The 17,849-nt window shown below is 33.4% G+C and carries 18 protein-coding genes; 8 read left to right on the top strand and 10 right to left on the bottom strand.

All coding sequences use genetic code 11. From position 1 onward, the window contains the following. Positions 1-85 precede the first annotated feature (85 nt). Positions 86-352, bottom strand: coding sequence for a 30S ribosomal protein S15 (gene rpsO / locus C8C87_RS12085; protein WP_035670202.1), 267 nt, complete (start codon positions 350-352; stop codon positions 86-88). 145 nt (positions 353-497) lie between these two features. Next, entirely contained in the window at positions 498-965 is a 468-nt protein-coding gene (locus C8C87_RS12080; protein ID WP_121342765.1) for a GAF domain-containing protein, read from the bottom strand. 75 nt (positions 966-1,040) lie between these two features. Between C8C87_RS12080 and xrtF the strand changes: the two genes are divergently transcribed. The 8 genes from xrtF (at position 1,041) to C8C87_RS12040 (ending at position 8,140) form a co-directional block, all read left to right on the top strand. Then, positions 1,041-1,589: an exosortase family protein XrtF gene (gene xrtF, locus C8C87_RS12075; protein ID WP_121342764.1), complete on the top strand. Its 549-nt coding sequence runs from the start codon at positions 1,041-1,043 to the stop codon at positions 1,587-1,589. Continuing rightward, positions 1,567-2,010 carry an exosortase F system-associated protein gene (locus C8C87_RS12070; RefSeq protein ID WP_121342763.1) on the top strand — a complete coding sequence of 148 codons (444 nt, stop codon included), beginning with the start codon at positions 1,567-1,569 and terminating at the stop codon, positions 2,008-2,010. Before xrtF ends, C8C87_RS12070 begins: the two co-directional genes overlap by 23 nt. A 57-nt stretch (positions 2,011-2,067) precedes the next feature. After that, entirely contained in the window at positions 2,068-2,898 is an 831-nt protein-coding gene (locus C8C87_RS12065) for an ATP cone domain-containing protein (RefSeq protein WP_121342762.1), read from the top strand. Positions 2,899-2,935: 37 nt separating this feature from the next. Continuing rightward, positions 2,936-4,291, top strand: a complete 1,356-nt coding sequence (locus tag C8C87_RS12060; protein ID WP_121342761.1) for an MBL fold metallo-hydrolase RNA specificity domain-containing protein — start codon at positions 2,936-2,938, stop codon at positions 4,289-4,291. An 81-nt stretch (positions 4,292-4,372) separates the two neighbouring features. Then, positions 4,373-4,744, top strand: a complete 372-nt coding sequence (locus C8C87_RS12055) for a hypothetical protein (RefSeq protein WP_233550033.1) — start codon at positions 4,373-4,375, stop codon at positions 4,742-4,744. Between the two features lie 71 nt (positions 4,745-4,815). Next, positions 4,816-6,828: a TonB-dependent siderophore receptor gene (locus C8C87_RS12050; protein WP_199716382.1), complete on the top strand. Its 2,013-nt coding sequence runs from the start codon at positions 4,816-4,818 to the stop codon at positions 6,826-6,828. 17 nt (positions 6,829-6,845) lie between these two features. After that, positions 6,846-7,187, top strand: coding sequence for a heavy-metal-associated domain-containing protein (locus C8C87_RS12045; RefSeq protein WP_099714461.1), 342 nt, complete (start codon positions 6,846-6,848; stop codon positions 7,185-7,187). Between the two features lie 272 nt (positions 7,188-7,459). Further along, positions 7,460-8,140 (top strand): DedA family protein, encoded by a 681-nt coding sequence (locus tag C8C87_RS12040; protein ID WP_099714462.1) that lies wholly within the window; start codon positions 7,460-7,462, stop codon positions 8,138-8,140. Between the two features lie 288 nt (positions 8,141-8,428). Here C8C87_RS12040 and C8C87_RS12035 read toward each other — a convergent pair whose 3' ends face one another. The 8 genes from C8C87_RS12035 to miaB all read right to left on the bottom strand — a co-directional run bounded on the left by C8C87_RS12035 (position 8,429) and on the right by miaB (position 17,652). Further along, positions 8,429-10,786 (bottom strand): hypothetical protein, encoded by a 2,358-nt coding sequence (locus tag C8C87_RS12035; RefSeq protein WP_147402375.1) that lies wholly within the window; start codon positions 10,784-10,786, stop codon positions 8,429-8,431. Between the two features lie 115 nt (positions 10,787-10,901). Then, entirely contained in the window at positions 10,902-12,530 is a 1,629-nt protein-coding gene (gene groL, locus C8C87_RS12030; protein WP_099714464.1) for a chaperonin GroEL, read from the bottom strand. A gap of 39 nt (positions 12,531-12,569) precedes the next feature. Next, positions 12,570-12,845: a co-chaperone GroES gene (groES, locus tag C8C87_RS12025; RefSeq protein WP_007137725.1), complete on the bottom strand. Its 276-nt coding sequence runs from the start codon at positions 12,843-12,845 to the stop codon at positions 12,570-12,572. Between the two features lie 139 nt (positions 12,846-12,984). After that, positions 12,985-13,329, bottom strand: coding sequence for a preprotein translocase subunit SecG (secG, locus tag C8C87_RS12020; RefSeq protein WP_099714465.1), 345 nt, complete (start codon positions 13,327-13,329; stop codon positions 12,985-12,987). A gap of 3 nt (positions 13,330-13,332) precedes the next feature. Then, positions 13,333-14,184 carry a tetratricopeptide repeat protein gene (locus tag C8C87_RS12015; protein ID WP_121342759.1) on the bottom strand — a complete coding sequence of 284 codons (852 nt, stop codon included), beginning with the start codon at positions 14,182-14,184 and terminating at the stop codon, positions 13,333-13,335. An 81-nt stretch (positions 14,185-14,265) separates the two neighbouring features. Beyond that, positions 14,266-14,769: an LptE family protein gene (locus C8C87_RS12010; protein WP_099714466.1), complete on the bottom strand. Its 504-nt coding sequence runs from the start codon at positions 14,767-14,769 to the stop codon at positions 14,266-14,268. A 99-nt stretch (positions 14,770-14,868) separates the two neighbouring features. Then, positions 14,869-16,125, bottom strand: coding sequence for a sigma-54-dependent Fis family transcriptional regulator (locus C8C87_RS12005; RefSeq protein ID WP_099714467.1), 1,257 nt, complete (start codon positions 16,123-16,125; stop codon positions 14,869-14,871). Positions 16,126-16,206: 81 nt separating this feature from the next. Then, positions 16,207-17,652, bottom strand: coding sequence for a tRNA (N6-isopentenyl adenosine(37)-C2)-methylthiotransferase MiaB (miaB, locus tag C8C87_RS12000; RefSeq protein WP_121343363.1), 1,446 nt, complete (start codon positions 17,650-17,652; stop codon positions 16,207-16,209). Positions 17,653-17,849 lie beyond the last annotated feature (197 nt).

Raw genomic sequence — 17,849 nt, 5'->3', positions numbered from 1 at the left:
GCCTAAAACCCAATGAAAAACCAAACTTTTTTTATTATTGTATATAAAAACAAAAAGAGGCACTTTCGCACCTCTTTTATATTGATTATTTTCTGATATTCAATACTTTGATAATTTCACGGTATCTGTTGATTTCTGTTTTCTTCAAGTAATCCAACAAAGCTCTTCTTTTACCTACAAGCAATACTAATGAACGCTCTGTATTATAATCGTGACGATTTTTTTTCAAGTGCTCAGTTAAGTGGCTAATTCTGAAAGTGAACAAAGCAATTTGCGCTTCTGATTTTCCAGTGTTTGTTTTTTCTCCGTGTTTAGCGAAGATCTCTTCTTTAATCTCTTTAGTTAAATACATTCCAATATTTGTTTAATGATTTTTATGTATGTCGTACATCTATTGTAAGACGGGTGCAAAAGTAAATAATAATTATGACACGAACAAAATAAAGCTTTCTTTATTTTGTGAACTGGCGAAGCAATTATGAATTATGAATTGTGAATTATTTTAAATCAACATATAATTTAGCTACTTCTGTATTTACAAATTCCAAAAATAACTCATCGTCTTTAGTAAAAGGATCCAAGATATGGCTGTCAATATCAATTTGTCCTATGTTTTCTCCGTTTACAAAAAGTGGTACTACAATTTCTGATTTTACGGTAAAACTACAAGCGATATAATTGTCTTGCGCTGCAACGTCAGGAACTACAAAATTTTCATTAGAAACTGCTACTTGTCCGCAAATTCCTTTTCCAAAAGGGATTACAGTATGATCTGTTTCTGCTCCAACATAAGGGCCTAAGTGCAATGTTTTGGATTCGTGGTTTGCAAAATAAAATCCAACCCAATTATAATAATCAACGGAGTTGCTAAGAAGCTCACAAATAGACAATAGTTTTTCGTCTCTTGACAACGTTGTATTTAAAGTGATTTCGGTTACTTTTGGTTGTAATTCTTGAAATGTCATGTTTTTAATTTTTATTTATGCAAAAGTATTTAAAGCCAGTTTCAAAAATTACATAAATTTGTTAAAAAATAGATTTTGAAAAAATATTTTATTCTCTACAAACCGTTTTTGCTTTTTTTGGCAACCTTTTTTTTGAGTTATATAGTGCTGACTTTTTTGTATCAGCGCTATCTTAATGGTTTTGAGGAAAATAAAATAGATTCCATTACCAGAATGGTGAGTGAAAATACGGAGCAAGTACTGCAATTGTTTAATAATGGATCTTCAATTGAAGAAAGTGCTGCGCATCCTTATATGAAGCTGTTTTATAATCAAAAATATGTTGCCCGTATTATAGAAGGCTGTAATGCAATTAGTGTAATTATTTTGTTTATTTCATTTGTATTAGCTTTTTCGGGGAAACTACAAGCAACGCTGCTTTTCATCTTTGGCGGAAGCCTTCTTATTTATGTGTTGAATATTTTGAGAATAGCTGCTTTAAGTGCACTGATTTTTTATTTTCCAAAACAAGAGCCGTTTTTACACGGAGTCCTTTTTCCTTTGTATATTTATGGTGTAGTTTTTATTTTGTGGTTAATTTGGGTTCGTAAATTTTCAAGATATGCTTCAAAAGATATTAAATAACAAACTGAGATTCGTACAATTCCTTCTTTTGGTTGTATTATTAGTGCTTGTTCGTGCTTTTGAAAATCAGTTGTTTTATGATCCTTTTCTGGATTTTTTCAAAAAAGATTTTGCCAAGTTAAGGCTACCAAGTTTTGATTCAACTCAATTATTTTTAGGACTATTGTTCCGTTACACATTAAATACCGTTATTTCATTGGGTATTATTTATGTCATTTTCAAGGATGTCGCGATGGTTAAATTTGCCTTCGTCCTGTATTATTTTTTCTTCATGATTCTTATTGTTGCTTTTTTCTACATAGTCTACTTTGCGAATGAAAATAGTAATTGGGTCTTATTTTACGTTCGCAGGTTTTTGATTCAGCCTATTTTTGTCTTATTATTTGTTCCGGGATTTTATTATCAAAAACAAAATAAGTAGTCTTTTTTCTTTATCTTTATGTTGATTTAAGTATTTGTTTATCAAATCAATAAGGGTATGAAAATTATCAAACATTCTGGAGATATTGTCGAGTTTAATTCTGATAAACTTAAAAAGTCACTTTTAAAATCGGGAGCAAGTGCTATTGCGGTCGATAACATACTTTATGCTATAAAAAAACAAATGTATGAGGGTATTTCTACGAAACAAATCTACAAAATGGCTTTTTCATTATTGAAAAAAACGGCTAATTCCCATGCGGCACGTTATAATTTAAGAGAAGCAATACGACTGTTAGGTCCGGCAGGTTTCTTTTTCGAAAAATATATCGCCCGTCTTTTTGCTTCGGAACAGTATCAAACGGTAACAAATATGAGCTTGCAAGGCAAATGTGTGTTGCATGAAATTGATGTTTTAGTAAAGAAGAATGAGCAAATTTCAATGATTGAATGTAAATATCATCTGGGCAGGGAAGCCGCTTCGGATGTGAAAGTTCCCATGTATATTTTATCTCGTTTCAATGATTTGAAGGAAAGACAGCATGCCATTTTTGAAAAGAAAGATAGTATTTCAAATTGTTGGATTGTCACAAATAACAGGTTTACGACTGATGCTGTCGATTTTGCAAAATGCTCCGGATTGAATTTATTAAGTTGGAATTATCCTGAAGACAATAATCTAAAAACAAAAAATGACACACACTATCTTTATCCGGTAACTTGCTTAACTACTTTATCAATAGCCGAAAAAGATAAGTTATTGATATTAGACGTGATTTTAGTCAAAGAAATTATAAACCATTCCGATTGTTTAGAAAAAATAGGATTGAGTCCAAACCGGATAAAAAACGTATTAAAAGAAGCAACGGAATTATGCAGTTATATTTAAAATAATACAGGATTGTTTAATTTTAAATTCAAATCATATGAAAGTTAAATTTATTGGTGGAGCAGGTACAGTAACCGGTTCAAAAACATTAATTGAAAGTAATGGGATTCGGATTTTGATAGACTGTGGATTGTTTCAGGGCATCAAGCCTTTACGGGAACTCAATTGGGAACCTTTGCCTATTTTACCAGCCACGATAGATTTTGTTTTGCTTACTCACGGCCATTTAGATCATTGCGGTTGGTTGCCAAGATTAGTAAATCAAGGTTTTGAAGGCAAAATTTATTGCACGAGTCCCACAAAAGACATTACTAAACTCATCCTGCTGGATAGTGCGAAAATTCAGGAAGAAGAAGCCAAAAATGCTAATGAAGGGAAATATTCCAAACATGAAATTGCCGAACCACTTTATACGGTAGAACAGGCTGAAAAAGTTTTTCCGTTTTTTAGAGTAATTAAAATCAATGAACCCGTTCCTTTGGATGCCCAAATTGAAGCTGTTTATACAAATGCAGGCCATATTTTAGGAGCGTGCAGCATTGCGTTGACACTTGAAAATAAAACGTTGGTTTTTTCCGGAGACATTGGTCGCGATAATGATGTATTGATGTATCCGCCAACCAAACCTAAAAAAGCCGATTATGTTTTTCTCGAAAGTACCTATGGCAATCGACTGCATCCTCAAACAGATACTAAATTAGAATTGGAAACTTATATAAATAATACCGTTGAGAAAGGCGGAACCATCATTATTCCGAGTTTTGCCGTAGAGCGTGCCCAAACCATCATGTACTTATTGTGGCAACTCAGAGAGGAGGATAAAATCCCTAATATTCCATATATTATTGACACTCCAATGGGAATTAATGCACTGAATATTTTTTCGAATAATAAAAAATGGCACAAGTTATCGCTGGAAGAATGTGCCGAAATGAGTAAAATGTTTTCATTGGTTTCTGATTATCAAGAAACCATGCAAGTTATTTTTGATGAACAGCCTAAAGTGGTTATTGCTGCCAGCGGAATGGTAACTGGAGGAAGAGTATTGGGGTATCTCGAACATTATATTGGTCTTCCGGAAACTACCGTAATTATTGTGGGATATCAAGCCGAAGGAACCCGCGGAAGAAAATTACTGGAAGGAGCTAAAGAAATTAAAATTCATGGTCGCTATTATCCTGTAAAAGCTATTATCCTGGAAATACAAGGTTTATCAGCACATGGAGATCAAAAAGATTTGCTTAACTGGTTGTCAGAATTGGAAAATAAGCCTACACGAGTTTTTCTTGTGCATGGAGAAAATGAGCCTATGGATGAGCTTCGTATAAAAATTCATGAAAAATACGGTTTTGACTGTAAAATTCCTTTAATGGGACAAGAATTTGAGTTGTAAATTCTTTAGGAATTTAATTTTTTGATGTGATAAAATCACTAGTTTTGCAAGGTGAAATTTAACAAACATATAAGTATACTTTTGGCTTTTTTCGTATTGGTTTCCAATATGGGATTAGCATTTAATGTTCGTTATTGTGGAAGTGAGATTACTTCCGTAACTCTTAAAACACCTGTTCAGGACCAAAAATTAGAAAAAGATTGTTGTGGGGTTGTTGAAAAAGAATCACATTGTTGCAAAGACAAAGAGGTTAAATTTCAAAAGAAAACAGATGATTTAATTCAAAAAACAGTCTCTTTTCATCCCGATTTTATATTTCAAATGAATGAATGGAATCCTTCTGTGTTTTCATTTGTTTCAAATTTTAAAAATAGTCCATTTCTTTCGTATTACTGCGATGCAAATACGCCTCCTTTTTTTAAATTATACCACCAATATATTTTCTACGCGTAGTTTTAATGTTTCTATAAAAACTTGAATCACAGCTTTGTGATTTTACATTTTTCAAACATTAAAAATCAATCATGCAAAAACAAATTTCAATACTTTTATTGTTCTTCTTTTGCGCTTTTAATTCTTTTGCTCAAGATACTTTGCAGGAGATAAAAGTAAAAGGCAACAGTAAAAGTTTAAAAAAATCATATAGCTTAACGGCTAATACTACAGTACTGACAAGCAAAGAACTACTCAAAGCTGCTTGTTGTAATCTGGCAGAAAGTTTTGAAACAAATCCTTCAATCGACGTTAATTTTTCGGATGCTTTGACGGGAACGAAACAAATAAAAATGCTGGGATTAACGAGTCCTTATTTGATGATTACAGAGGAAAACATTCCTTCGGTGCGTGGTGCTTCTCAAGCCTATGGATTGTCATTCACTCCGGGAACTTGGGTCGAAAGTATTCAAATCACCAAAGGAGCCGGAAGTGTAGTTAATGGTTTCGAAAGTATTTCGGGACAAATTAATACCGAATTGATAAAGCCCATCAGCGATATTCCATTTTTTCTTAATGCGTATAGTTCAACAGATTCTCGATTTGAATTAAATACCCATTTCAACAAGAAAATTTCCGAGAAATGGAGTAGCAGCTTGTTTGTTCACGGAAATACGAGGGTTTCAAAAAACGATATGAATGATGATGGTTTTCTGGACAATCCATTAGCAAAACAAATCAATGTTTTGAACCGTTGGCAATATACTAATGCCGAAAAAGGGTGGGTAACTTTTATCAACTTCCGTTATATGAATGATCAAAAACAAACAGGAGAATTAAATTTTGACCCTGATAGAGATAAGGGGACAACGAATTATTGGGGCTCCGAAATCAATACAGAACGGTTTGATGTTTCCACTAAATTAGGGTATGTTTTTCCGGATATGCCGTATCAGAGTATTGGTTTTCAAAATGCTTTTAATAGTCATGATCAAAATTCTTATTTTGGGTTAAATCAATATAATATTAAACAAAAAAGTTATTATTCGAACCTGATTTTTAATTCGATTATCAATAATACGAAACATAAATTTTCAACGGGTCTGAACTTTACCTATGATAAATACGGTGAGTTTGTCAATGCAAATGATTACAGTAGGATTGATAATTCGGCTGGCGCTTTTTTCGAATATACCTATGATAACACGGATAATTTTAGCGTAGTTCTTGGCGGTAGAATAGACAATCATAATCGTTTGGGGACTTTTGCTACGCCAAGATTGCATGTGCGATACAATCCTTGGGAGAAAGGTGTTTTACGATTTTCAGCAGGAAGAGGGAAACGAAGCGCTAATGTTTTTGCCGAAAATCAACAGCTTTTGGCAAGTTCAAGAACCTTTGATTTTTTGGATACCAATGGAAAAATATACGGTTTGAATCCTGAAATTGCATGGAATTATGGGCTGAGTTTTATGCAGGGTTTTTTACTTTTTGGTAAGAACGCTGATGTTGGGTTTGATTTCTACAGAACCGATTTTCAAAATCAGGCAGTTGTTGATGTGATGCAAAGTCCGCAACAGGTTTTGTTTTACAACTTAATTGGGAAATCGTATGCCAATAGTTTGCAAGTAGAGTTCAATTATGAATTAGCCAAACATTTTAATTTGAGGACAGCCTACAAGTACTATGATATTCAAGCGGATTATTTGTCAGGAACGTATCAAAGGCCATTGCAGGCAAAACATCGTTTCTTTGGGAATTTAGGATATGAAACCCATATTTTGGATAAAGGAAAACAATGGAAGTTTGATTATACTTTCAATTGGCTCGGCAAACAACAATTGCCCAATACGTCAACAAATCCTGTAGAAGACAGGTTGCCTGAATTTTCGCCATCATTTTCTGTGATGAATATACAAGTTACACGAACTTTTTCTTCTACTTTTGAAATCTATATTGGCGGAGAAAATATTGGAAATTACAAACAAGATAACGTTATCTTGGGTAATGAAAATCCATTTGGACCTACTTTTGATGCATCAATAGTTTATGGTCCAGTTTTTGGACAAATGTATTATGCAGGTTTACGTTTTAAAATTAAATAGTCTTAAAAAATTAAATTATGAAAAATATAATTGTAGTACTGTTACTGACATTTGTTGGATTTACAGTTCAGGCTCAAGAAGTGAAAAATAAAAATGCTAAAGTTGAATTTCATGTGAGCGGGAATTGTGAAATGTGTAAAAAGAGAATTGAAAAAGCGGCATTAAGTGTCTCGGGAGTGAAATCTGCCGATTGGCATATGGATTGTGGCACTTTATATTTGATTGCAAACGAACAGAAAACGGATGTTCTAACGATTCAAAAAGCGATTGCAAAAGTTGGTCACGATACAGATGAAGTCAAGGCATTAAAGGAAGATTATGAAAAGCTTCATACTTGTTGCCAATATGAACGAAAATAATTTTAAAGAAAACCAAAGTGAAAGCTTTGGTTTTTTTAATGCCATATTTTGAATATTTTTTGAATGAAATTATGGTGGTTAACTATAAAAAGCCATGTTTTTAAAGCGCTAGAATCCCGAATAAAAAAAACAATATTTGATTGTTGGCAATGGAAAGTTAATTCGGCTAATTTAAATAGTTAATAAAACTTTAAAATAGTAGCATAAATTGTGGTTAAGATATATTATCCGTACTTTCACGCACGAATAATTTTAGCATAAAACACCGTAGAATGAACGATTTTGATTGGAAGAATTTGATTGACCCGCTTTTTTATATTCATTTTGATGTTAATGGAATTAAATTGGGTATTTATATAGTTTTATTTATTGTTTTTGCAGAAACAGGTCTTTTTGCGGGGTTCTTTTTACCAGGAGATAGTTTGTTGTTTTTAGCAGGGATTTACAGCCGTGATTTAATAGAAAACATTTTATTCATTGAAAATGATTTTGCGAATGTTGTTCTTTTATCAACACTTGTTGCTTTAGCAGGTATCTTGGGTAATGTTGTTGGATATTGGTTTGGTTCAAAAAGCGGTTATTACTTGTACAATAAGGAAGATAGTTTTTGGTTTAAGAAAAAATATTTGGTTCAATCAAAAGATTTCTTTGAGAAATACGGAGGCAAAGCAATTATTTTTGCTCGATTCCTTCCAATTTTTAGAACTTTTGCGCCAATAGTAGCTGGGATTGTTTCTATGGACAAAAAGAAATTTATGTTTTATAACATTTTAAGTTCTTTCATTTGGTCATTCACATTGATTTTCGCAGGACATTATTTATATGGTTTTCTACTTGAAAATTATCAAATTGATTTGAAAGAACACATCGAAATAATTGTTATAGCTTTAGTTGGGATTACTGTTTTACCGGTAATTTATAAGTTCAGCAGAAAGTCAAAAACTCAAGAATAATTAATAATTTTTTATCATAAAAAAACCGTCTCGTAAAAACAGAGGCTATTAAAGAAGTCATTTTGGAATTTGATAATAATGAATAAGAAGGAGCATAAATCTAGAGTTTATGCTCCTTTTTTTGCATAGATTCAGGAATTAATGAGATGTACATATTTATAGTAGTAAAAAAATGCTTAGTGCGTATTCTGATTTAGATGACTAAATAGTACCTATAGCTGATTTTCTTAGTAAAGCCAATGGGTTAATTGATTTTACTTATTATGAATTATCGAAAAAAGAGTTTTTTTATAAATCAATAATTTGCGTTTCAGAAATCAGTTCGCCATTATAAGTAAAACCTTCTATAATTATTTTTATTTTTTTCTGATTGAAATTTGGAACATCAATTTGAGAACTATTTTTTTGGTCCGTTAATAAGGTAGGAATCCAATTAATTACCCCGTAATACAAAAAACCTTGGCTCAAAGTTGAATTATAGTTAGAGTTTTCAAATTTTGGTGCTGTAGTAAAACCATTTGCCAATTCTGAGCTTTTTACATTAGTTTTTAGAGTACTATATATAGGTTTTTTAGTGTATATCCTTACGATTCCTTGAAGATTTCTACCAGATGGGATTAATGCATTCGGATTCATGTATATTTCTTCCAGTTCATTCATTTGTATGTTTTGCAAATAGGAAAAGTCCCTAATTTGAATATTGTCGACAAAAATTTCGGGTCGAGCTGGAATATTTGAACCAGAATTTAGGACCGTAATGCTAACATCCATACCATTGTCAGACACCTTAAATCCACGAGTATTAATAAAAGTTAGAAGGTTCATTGTCTCTTGTTCGGAAATTTTATAACCTCTTAAATTTCTATTTTCCATAGTGTTGGCATGGGTTAACATATTTTTTTTAGCCTCTGCTTTAACAGTGACAGTATTTAATTCAATAATGTCATCTTCGAAAACAGGTAATTCTAAAATTTGAGAGTTTGTTGTTTGTTGTAAGTCGGTAGGGTTAAATCCTTTAAATGGGAACTTATATTCTCTATTACCATTCGTTATTTTCGCTGTATGAGTTAATTTTAAAGGTGTTGCTTCAACGTTTTTGAGCAAACTGAAATCTACTGAAGCTGAGTCTTTCAATACCAGATATTTGAATTCAAAATCTCCTGTTTCAGTTATAGGAGATTGAACATTGATTTGATGATGAAACGCACGGAATCTAATGTTGTAATCTTTCGCATTCTTTAAAGTAGGAGTCAATACTCTTCCTTTTACCGTAAGTCCCATGTCAAATTCATAATTGGGTTGTGGTGGATTTTGAACAATTTCGTTCCATGAGTATTTGGATTTTGATTGATTGAGCATGGCTAAGTCCAACTCGTATTTCTTGGCGGTATTTGGGTTCGTTTGGTATAAATCAATGTTTTTTATTGGTTTAATTAAATAGAAATTAGATAAAAAATCAGAAGTTATGGAAGTGTTTTTTTCGGTTGCAATAGAATTTGCGGGTACTATTGAAACGCTGAGGTTAGCATCGTTCTGACTGGATAGACCTTCAATTTGTTTGGTACCAGTGTTAGTTGTTTTTTTAGAAAGAGTAAACTTTTGAGTTAAATTAGGGAGTTTGATGATGGTTCTTTCTGCTAGCTGATTCATGTTTTCATCTATAATTCGCACCGTATTGACGCCATTGGAGATGTTTTCGGTTGAAAATATGATATTTTGCTCTAATGAATTTGAATCTAAAGCAATATCAAATAGTAAAGCCCTTTCATCTTGCTGAACAACTAAAAATAATTGCTTTGATTTTAAATCATTAAATGTTGTAGCATTCGTTTTGATTTTAACTGATGCTTTATTGTTTAAGGTATAACAATTTACTTCAAGAGACAATCCTTTAGTAGAAGGGTTTGGGAGTGTTTGTTGAATGATTTTGTTATTTATTTCTAACGTTAGTGAATAGGGATCATTTTTGGGTGTAACAATGAATTTTCCCAATCCATCGCTATTAATTGCAATCTCTGAAACTACTTCGTTAATGCTGTTTCTTAATTTTGCTGTCAAATTTCCAATTGGATTATTGAACATGTCTACGATTTTAACACCAACGGTATTAGTGATTCCATAAACTAAAGTGCCACCTTCTGGATGAATTTCTATTTGAGCAGATGCCAAATTGCTTTTTGTAGTGTCGAAAAAATCGGTCTTTGCAGGATTGATGATTTTTATTGGATATATGCTAGACTCATTTTCTTGGAAGTTATTCATCCAATTAGTATACACTTGAATGTAATAATTCCCAGAGGGCAATTTCTTTAAATCTTTGAATGCTCCTTCAAAAGTACCCGTATTTGAGTAGGCAAGTTGTTGATTTATTTTTATGCCTGCTTGATTGTACAGAACTACAAAAACGTTCATAGTTTTGTAAAAAGGTAAAAGTTCCTTTCGGTTGTAAGCATAGCCCTTAAACCAAATATCTTCTTCGGATAAATATGTATCTTTATTTAAATGTAAATGAATGTTTTCTCGCTCTAAAGCAAAATAGTTATTTAGTTTTTCTACTATTTGTTCTTTCGGTCCATTAGTTTGACTGAAGTTTTTAGGGCAGAAAATAAACAAAAAAAGGAGTAGCCAATTAAGTTTTGATAACATAAAAATCAGTATCAGGAGGTTAATTTTGATTTGTATCTAAAACTATAAATATAAAAATAAAATCCGAAGTGATGAGCTTCGGATTTTATTTTTTTAAGATTTTTCTTAATTTTTATTACATCATTCCTGGCATACCTCCACCCATTGGGTTTCCACCGCCATTATCTTCTCTAATATCAATCAAAGCACATTCAGTAGTCAATATCATTCCGGCAACCGAAGCTGCGTTTTCTAACGCTACACGAGTTACTTTTTTAGGATCAATAATACCTGCTTTAAGCATGTCAACATATTCATCCGTTTTTGCGTTGTATCCAAAATCACCTTTTCCTTCAGCAACTTTTGCAACAACAACTGAACCTTCAAGACCTGCATTTTCAACAATAGTTCTCAATGGAGACTCTACAGCACGAGATACAATTTGAATTCCTGTTGCTTCATCAGCGTTGTCAGCTTTTAGAGTGCTTAATGCATTTTTAGCTCTCAATAAAGCAACACCACCACCGGCAACAATTCCTTCTTCAACAGCAGCACGAGTTGCGTGAAGTGCGTCATCAACTCTGTCTTTTTTCTCTTTCATTTCTACTTCAGAAGCAGCACCAACATAAAGTACAGCAACACCACCAGCTAATTTAGCCAAACGTTCCTGCAACTTTTCTTTGTCATAATCAGAAGTGGTAGCTTCCATTTGACCTTTGATTTGGTTGACACGATTCTTGATAATATCAGCTTCACCAGCACCGCTTACAATCGTTGTATTGTCTTTATCGATAGTCACTTTTTTAGCAGTTCCTAACATTTCGATAGTTGTGTTTTCTAAAGTGTATCCTCTTTCTTCTGAGATTACAGTTCCACCAGTTAAGATTGCGATATCTTCCAACATAGCTTTTCTTCTGTCACCAAAACCAGGTGCTTTTACAGCAGCGATTTTCAAGGCTCCACGTAATTTGTTTACTACCAATGTTGATAATGCTTCACCATCAACATCTTCAGCAATAATCAATAATGGTTTTCCAGATTGAGCAACTGGTTCCAAAACTGGTAATAATTCTTTTAAAGAAGAAACTTTTTTGTCATACAAAAGGATGTAAGGATTTTCCAATTCTACTTCCATTTTCTCTGAATTAGTCACAAAATAAGGAGAAAGATATCCTCTGTCAAATTGCATTCCTTCAACAACATCAACATAAGTATCAGTTCCTTTAGCCTCTTCAACAGTGATAACACCTTCTTTTCCAACTTTTGCGAAAGCAGTAGCGATTAACTCACCAATTACTTCGTCATTGTTAGCAGAAATTGAAGCAATTTGTTTGATTTTTTCAGAATCACTTCCTACTACTTTTGCTTGTTTCGCTAAGTCAGCTACAATAGCCTCAACCGCTTTGTCAATTCCGCGTTTCAAATCCATTGGATTTGCACCTGCAGCAACGTTTTTCAAACCTTCTTTTACGATAGCTTGTGCCAAAACAGTTGCAGTTGTAGTTCCGTCTCCGGCTAAATCATTAGTTTTTGACGCTACTTCTTTTACCATTTGAGCACCCATGTTTTCCAATGGGTCTTTTAATTCAATTTCTTTTGCAACGGTAACACCATCTTTAGTAACGTTTGGTCCGCCAAAAGCTTTTCCAATAATTACATTACGACCTTTTGGTCCTAGCGTTACTTTTACTGCATTTGCCAATGCATCAACACCACGTTTTAAACCGTCACGTGCTTCAATATCAAATTTTATATCTTTTGCCATTTTAATTTTATTTGTTAATTCGTTTATTTGTTAATTCGATTATATTATTGCTAAAATATCGTCTTCACGCATGATCAAATAATCTTTTCCTTCCAGTTTTAATTCCGTACCAGCGTATTTTCCATAAAGCACAGAATCACCAATTTTCACAGTCATTGTGTGTTCTTTTGTTCCGTTTCCAACAGCAACAACAGTTCCTTTTTGTGGTTTTTCTTTTGCTGTATCTGGAATAAAAATTCCTGAAGCAGTTTTTGTTTCAGCTGCAACGGGTTCGATAAGAACTCTGTCTGAAAGAGGTTTAATGTTTAAAGCCATGATTGTATATTTTTATATTATTTATTTATATTACGGTTATGGAGATTTCAGAAATTGTGCCATCCTAATGAAACTGACATAATTTCTTATAAAAAATGCCAGCTTTGACAGGCTGGCATTTAGAATATGTTGTAATAATTTATTCTGCTGGATTTGTTGCAGCAGGAGTGTTTTGAGCAGGAGCTGCTGGCGTGTTTGTAGCTGGTGCTGCACTTCCTGTGTTTTCGATGATTTTAGAATCAGTATCACTTAATGTTCCTGTAAAGCTTAAGCTAGAAAGTAATATAAGTGCAATTAGTATAGTTGCTAATGTCCAAGTGCTTTTGTCTAAAAAATCAGTTGTTTTTTGTACTCCACCTAACATTTGAGAACCACCTATTGTAGATGATAATCCTCCACCTTTAGGGTTTTGAACCATGATAACTACGATTAATAGAAAACAAACTATAGTTATTAAAACTAAAAAAATTGAAAATGTGCTCATTGTTTAATTATTATTATGTTGTAAAATCTTAATATCCGATATGCGGTCTGCAAAGAAACTACTTTTTTCTGGATATTTCAAAATTAATATTTCATAAGCTTGAATCGCTTTTTGATATTTTTTTTGTTCTAAATATACTCTGGCCAAAGTCTCTGTCATCAAGAAAGAATTGTCGGCTGCATTTAAGTCAAAAGTAACGGTCGAAGCAACTCCATGTTTTACCGGAGAAATCTTCGGACTGGCTTCAATAAACTTATCGATTAATTCTAGTTTCTTTCTTTTATCTTCATCTATTACAGGAAGTGGTAAATTAATAGCACTTTCTTTCTCTCTTTCGATAGGTTCAGTGCGGGAAAGTTGAAGCCATTCTTGAAAGGAATGTTGCTCACTTTTAGAAAAATCTAAAGGTTTTCCAATTGCCAGTTTCTCTTCGGTAGTTTTTGAAGCATCATCAACATCGACTGCAGAAGCTTCTTTTATTGATGTGAGTATGGATCTTTCTAAAGAATTTATTTTAGATTCCGTTTTTTCTTCAGTAACAATTGTTTCACTGTCGACTACATTTATATCAAGAATTTCTAGTGCTTTTTTATCGTAAAGACCTTTTTGAATCGAAGTGAACGTATCCGAAGTAATGAAGTCAAATAAAATAGATCGGTCAGTTGAATGTGCTGCAGTAACTTTTAAAGCAGTATTGTATTTAAAGCTATTTTGATTGTAAAGACCTTTTAATTGAATCGCTCTGGCACTTTGAAAATAAGGAAACTCAATGAGTACTTTTTCCAAAGCTTCCGTTTGCTTCTCATGGATAGCATCAGGTTTATTAATCAAATAAGTATAATCGGTTACGTTCATAAAGGGTATTCGTTTATTTGGTTATTCGTTTGTTTGTTCCTCGGTTAACCGAATCAACAAATTATCGAATTTAAAACCCATTTACCATTTTGCGAGTGATTCATTAAAGATGTCTTGTGTAATTCTTTCAAAAATTTCCTTTAAAGCACTGTTCAAAGTTGCTCCTGTCAATTGTTGTTCCGCTGGATAATCGTAGAAAAAAGTGAATGGTTTTTCAAAATCATCTGTTTCTTTTTTCTTATTAGTAAAACGAACATTCACTCGAATCGTTAATCGGTTCTGAGCTGCTCGCTGATCTGCAGTAGCAGTCATTGGACTTATTCTGTAATCTACAATTTCTCCTTCGTAAGTCAAATCAGCACTACTTTTGACCAAGTTTAAATTGGTTTGATTCTGGATTAAATCTTGAAGTTCTAATGTAAATGTTCTGTCAATACCAGGTTCAATTAATTCAGCGTTATTCTGAAAAAAGCCAACTTGAAATGTTTCGGCATCAATTTTACCAGTTCCGGTAAAGTTATAAACCGAGCAACTGTTGATGCTTACTATAATTATTGAAAGAAGAATAAGTTTTATATATTTCATTTTCTATTTTAAAATTTGCTTCGCCGGTTTCTAACGCTCGGGTCAAAGATATTCTTTTTGAATTAAATCATTTGTGTCTTAGTGCTTTTGTGGTAAAAACTACAAGTCAAATTGTTTGATTTTTCTATATAAAGTCCTTTCAGAAATGCCTAATTCGTCTGCGGCAGCTTTTCGTTTTCCTTTGTTTTTTTCTAATGATTTTTTAATCATTTCGATTTCTTTTTGCTCTAAACGCAACGTTTCTTCTTCTTCGATTGTTTCTGCAAAAAGATAATTATCATCATGTTCCTGATACAGCTCTTCATTGTTTTGAGTAGTGATTAAGGCTGATCTTGGTTCTTCTTCAAAATCTATTTCACTGTCATTTTCTTTCGAACCATATATTTTTTTTATCAAATGCTGATTGGTTTCCTGAACTTTAGACACGCCGTTTTGAATCAATTCCAAAGTTAATTTTTTCAAATCGTTCAAATCACTTTTCATATCAAAAAGTACTTTGTACAAAATTTCTCTTTCGGTACTAAAATCACTTTCGCTTTTCTTGTCTTTTATGACAGATGGTAAATTGTTTCCCAGAACCGGTAGATATGATTGTAAAGTCACGGCTGAGATATCACGATTCGTTTCCAAAACAGAGATTTGTTCGGCTACATTTCGCAATTGTCTAATATTACCGCTCCAACGAAATTTTTGCAATAATTGGATAGCATTTTCGTCCAGTTTTAAAGGAGGCATTTTATATTTATGGGCAAAGTCAGCAACGAATTTTCTGAATAACAAATGAATGTCATCTTTTCGATCGCGTAAAGGGGGCAAAGTAATATCCACCGTACTTAGACGATAATATAAATCCTCACGGAATTTCCCTTTTTCGATAGCATCAAATAAATTGACATTGGTAGCGGCTACAATTCGTACATCTGTTTTTTGAACCTGAGAAGAACCTACTTTTATAAATTCGCCATTTTCAAGAACACGTAACAAACGCACTTGAGTAGTTAAAGGCAGTTCACCTACTTCGTCCAAGAAAATAGTTCCGCCGTCAGCTACTTCAAAATAACCTTCACGCGTATTTGTTGCGCCGGTAAAAGCGCCTTTTTCATGTCCGAAAAGTTCACTGTCAATCGTTCCTTCAGGAATGGCTCCACAGTTTACGGCAATGTATTTTCCGTGTTTTCTGTGCGAAAGCGAATGAATAATTCTAGGAATATTCTCTTTTCCCACGCCGCTTTCTCCCGCTACTAAAACGGTAATATCAGTTGGAGCTACCTGAATGGCTTTTTCTATCGCACGGTTGAGCTTCGGGTCATTCCCGATAATCTCAAATCGTTGTTTTATAGCTTGAACTGATTCCATATTTTATTTTTGTTTAAAGTTCTATTTGTTTAAAGTTTCAAGTTATTGAGACAACTTTAAACCTTAAATTTTAAACTTTTCTTAATTCATCTCACTCAAACCAACTGCTTCTCCTTTCAAAGTTCCGCTGGTACAAGAAGTAATTTTCACATTCACAAAATCCCCAATCTTGTAATTTTCTTTCGGAAAAACAACGGTAATACTTTGTGAATTTCTTCCTGAAAATTCTTCTGTCGATTTTTTTGAAACTTTCTCAACCAAAACTTCTACCGTTTGTCCAATGAATTCCTCAGAGCGGAACCAAGCGTGTTTTTGTTGTAAATCGACAATTTCCTGCAATCTTCTTGCTTTCGTTTCTTCGGTAACGTCATCCTCCATTTTTCTTCCTGCCAATGTTCCCGGACGTTCGGAATACGAATACATATAACCAAAATTATATTTTACATATTCCATCAAACTTAAGGTGTCTTGATGATCTTCTTCGGTTTCTGTAGGGAAACCAGCAATCATATCCTGTGAAATCGAACTGTTTGGAATAATAGTTCTGATTTTGTCAATCAAAGTCATGTATTCTTCACGCGTGTGCAAACGGTTCATTTCTTTCAAAATTCTATTGCTTCCGGACTGCACCGGTAAGTGAATGTGTTTGCAAATATTAGGATGTTTTGCAATAACGTGCAAAACACTTTCGTGCATATCTTGTGGATTAGAGGTCGAAAATCGGATTCTCATTTTAGGAAAACCTACCGCTACCATTTCCAGTAATTGGTCAAAATCTACAGCAGTAGCCTTTTGCATTTCGGTAGCATTTTCAAAATCTTTCTTCAATCCGCCACCGTACCAAAGGAAACTATCTACATTTTGTCCCAAAAGTGTAATTTCTTTAAACCCTTTGTCCCATAAATCCTGAATTTCCTTCATGATACTTTGAGGCTCACGACTGCGCTCACGTCCGCGGGTAAACGGCACCACGCAAAACGTACACATATTGTCGCAACCACGAGTTATTGAAACCAAAGCGGTAATTCCGTTGCTCATCAATCGAACCGGCGAAATATCACCATAGGTTTCGTCTTTCGACAAAATCACGTTAATCGCATCACGACCTTCTTCTACTTCCAGTAAAAGGTTTGGTAAATCTTTATAGGCATCAGGGCCCACAACAAGATCAACGATTTTTTCTTCTTCAAGGAATTGACTTTTCAATCGTTCCGCCATACAGCCTAAAACGCCAACTTTCATTTTTGGATTAATACGTTTTACAGCATTATATTTTTCCAAACGTTTGCGAATAGTTTGCTCCGCTTTGTCCCGAATAGAACAGGTATTGACTAAAACCAAATCGGCTTCTTCCAGAACTTGCGTTGTATTGTATCCGTTTCCGGATAGAATAGAAGCTACAATTTCACTGTCCGAAAAATTCATCGCACAACCGTAACTTTCTATAAATAGTTTTTTTGTATTCTCAGGTTTATTCTCCAGAACAAGACTTTCGCCTTGCTTACTTTCTTCAATAATCTTTTCCATCATGTATTTTCAAAGCACAAAGATAACGCAATTCAAATAAATATGACAAGATGTCAGATTAAGAATTAACACTATTTTAAGGCATTTTTTCTGGGGAGCTATTTACTTCGTCAGTTCGCTTTGTTCGTGTCCCGCTTTCCGTTACAATCCCGACCCTTCGGGACTCACAAAAAAGGTAAAGTTTCCAAAGTCCTGAA

It is taken from the genome of Flavobacterium sp. 120, from assembly GCF_003633605.1.
In the GTDB taxonomy this organism is placed as follows: domain Bacteria; phylum Bacteroidota; class Bacteroidia; order Flavobacteriales; family Flavobacteriaceae; genus Flavobacterium; species Flavobacterium algoritolerans.
The sequence above is the reverse complement of the archived record's forward strand: the minus strand, read 5'-3'. Positions and strand labels throughout refer to the sequence as shown.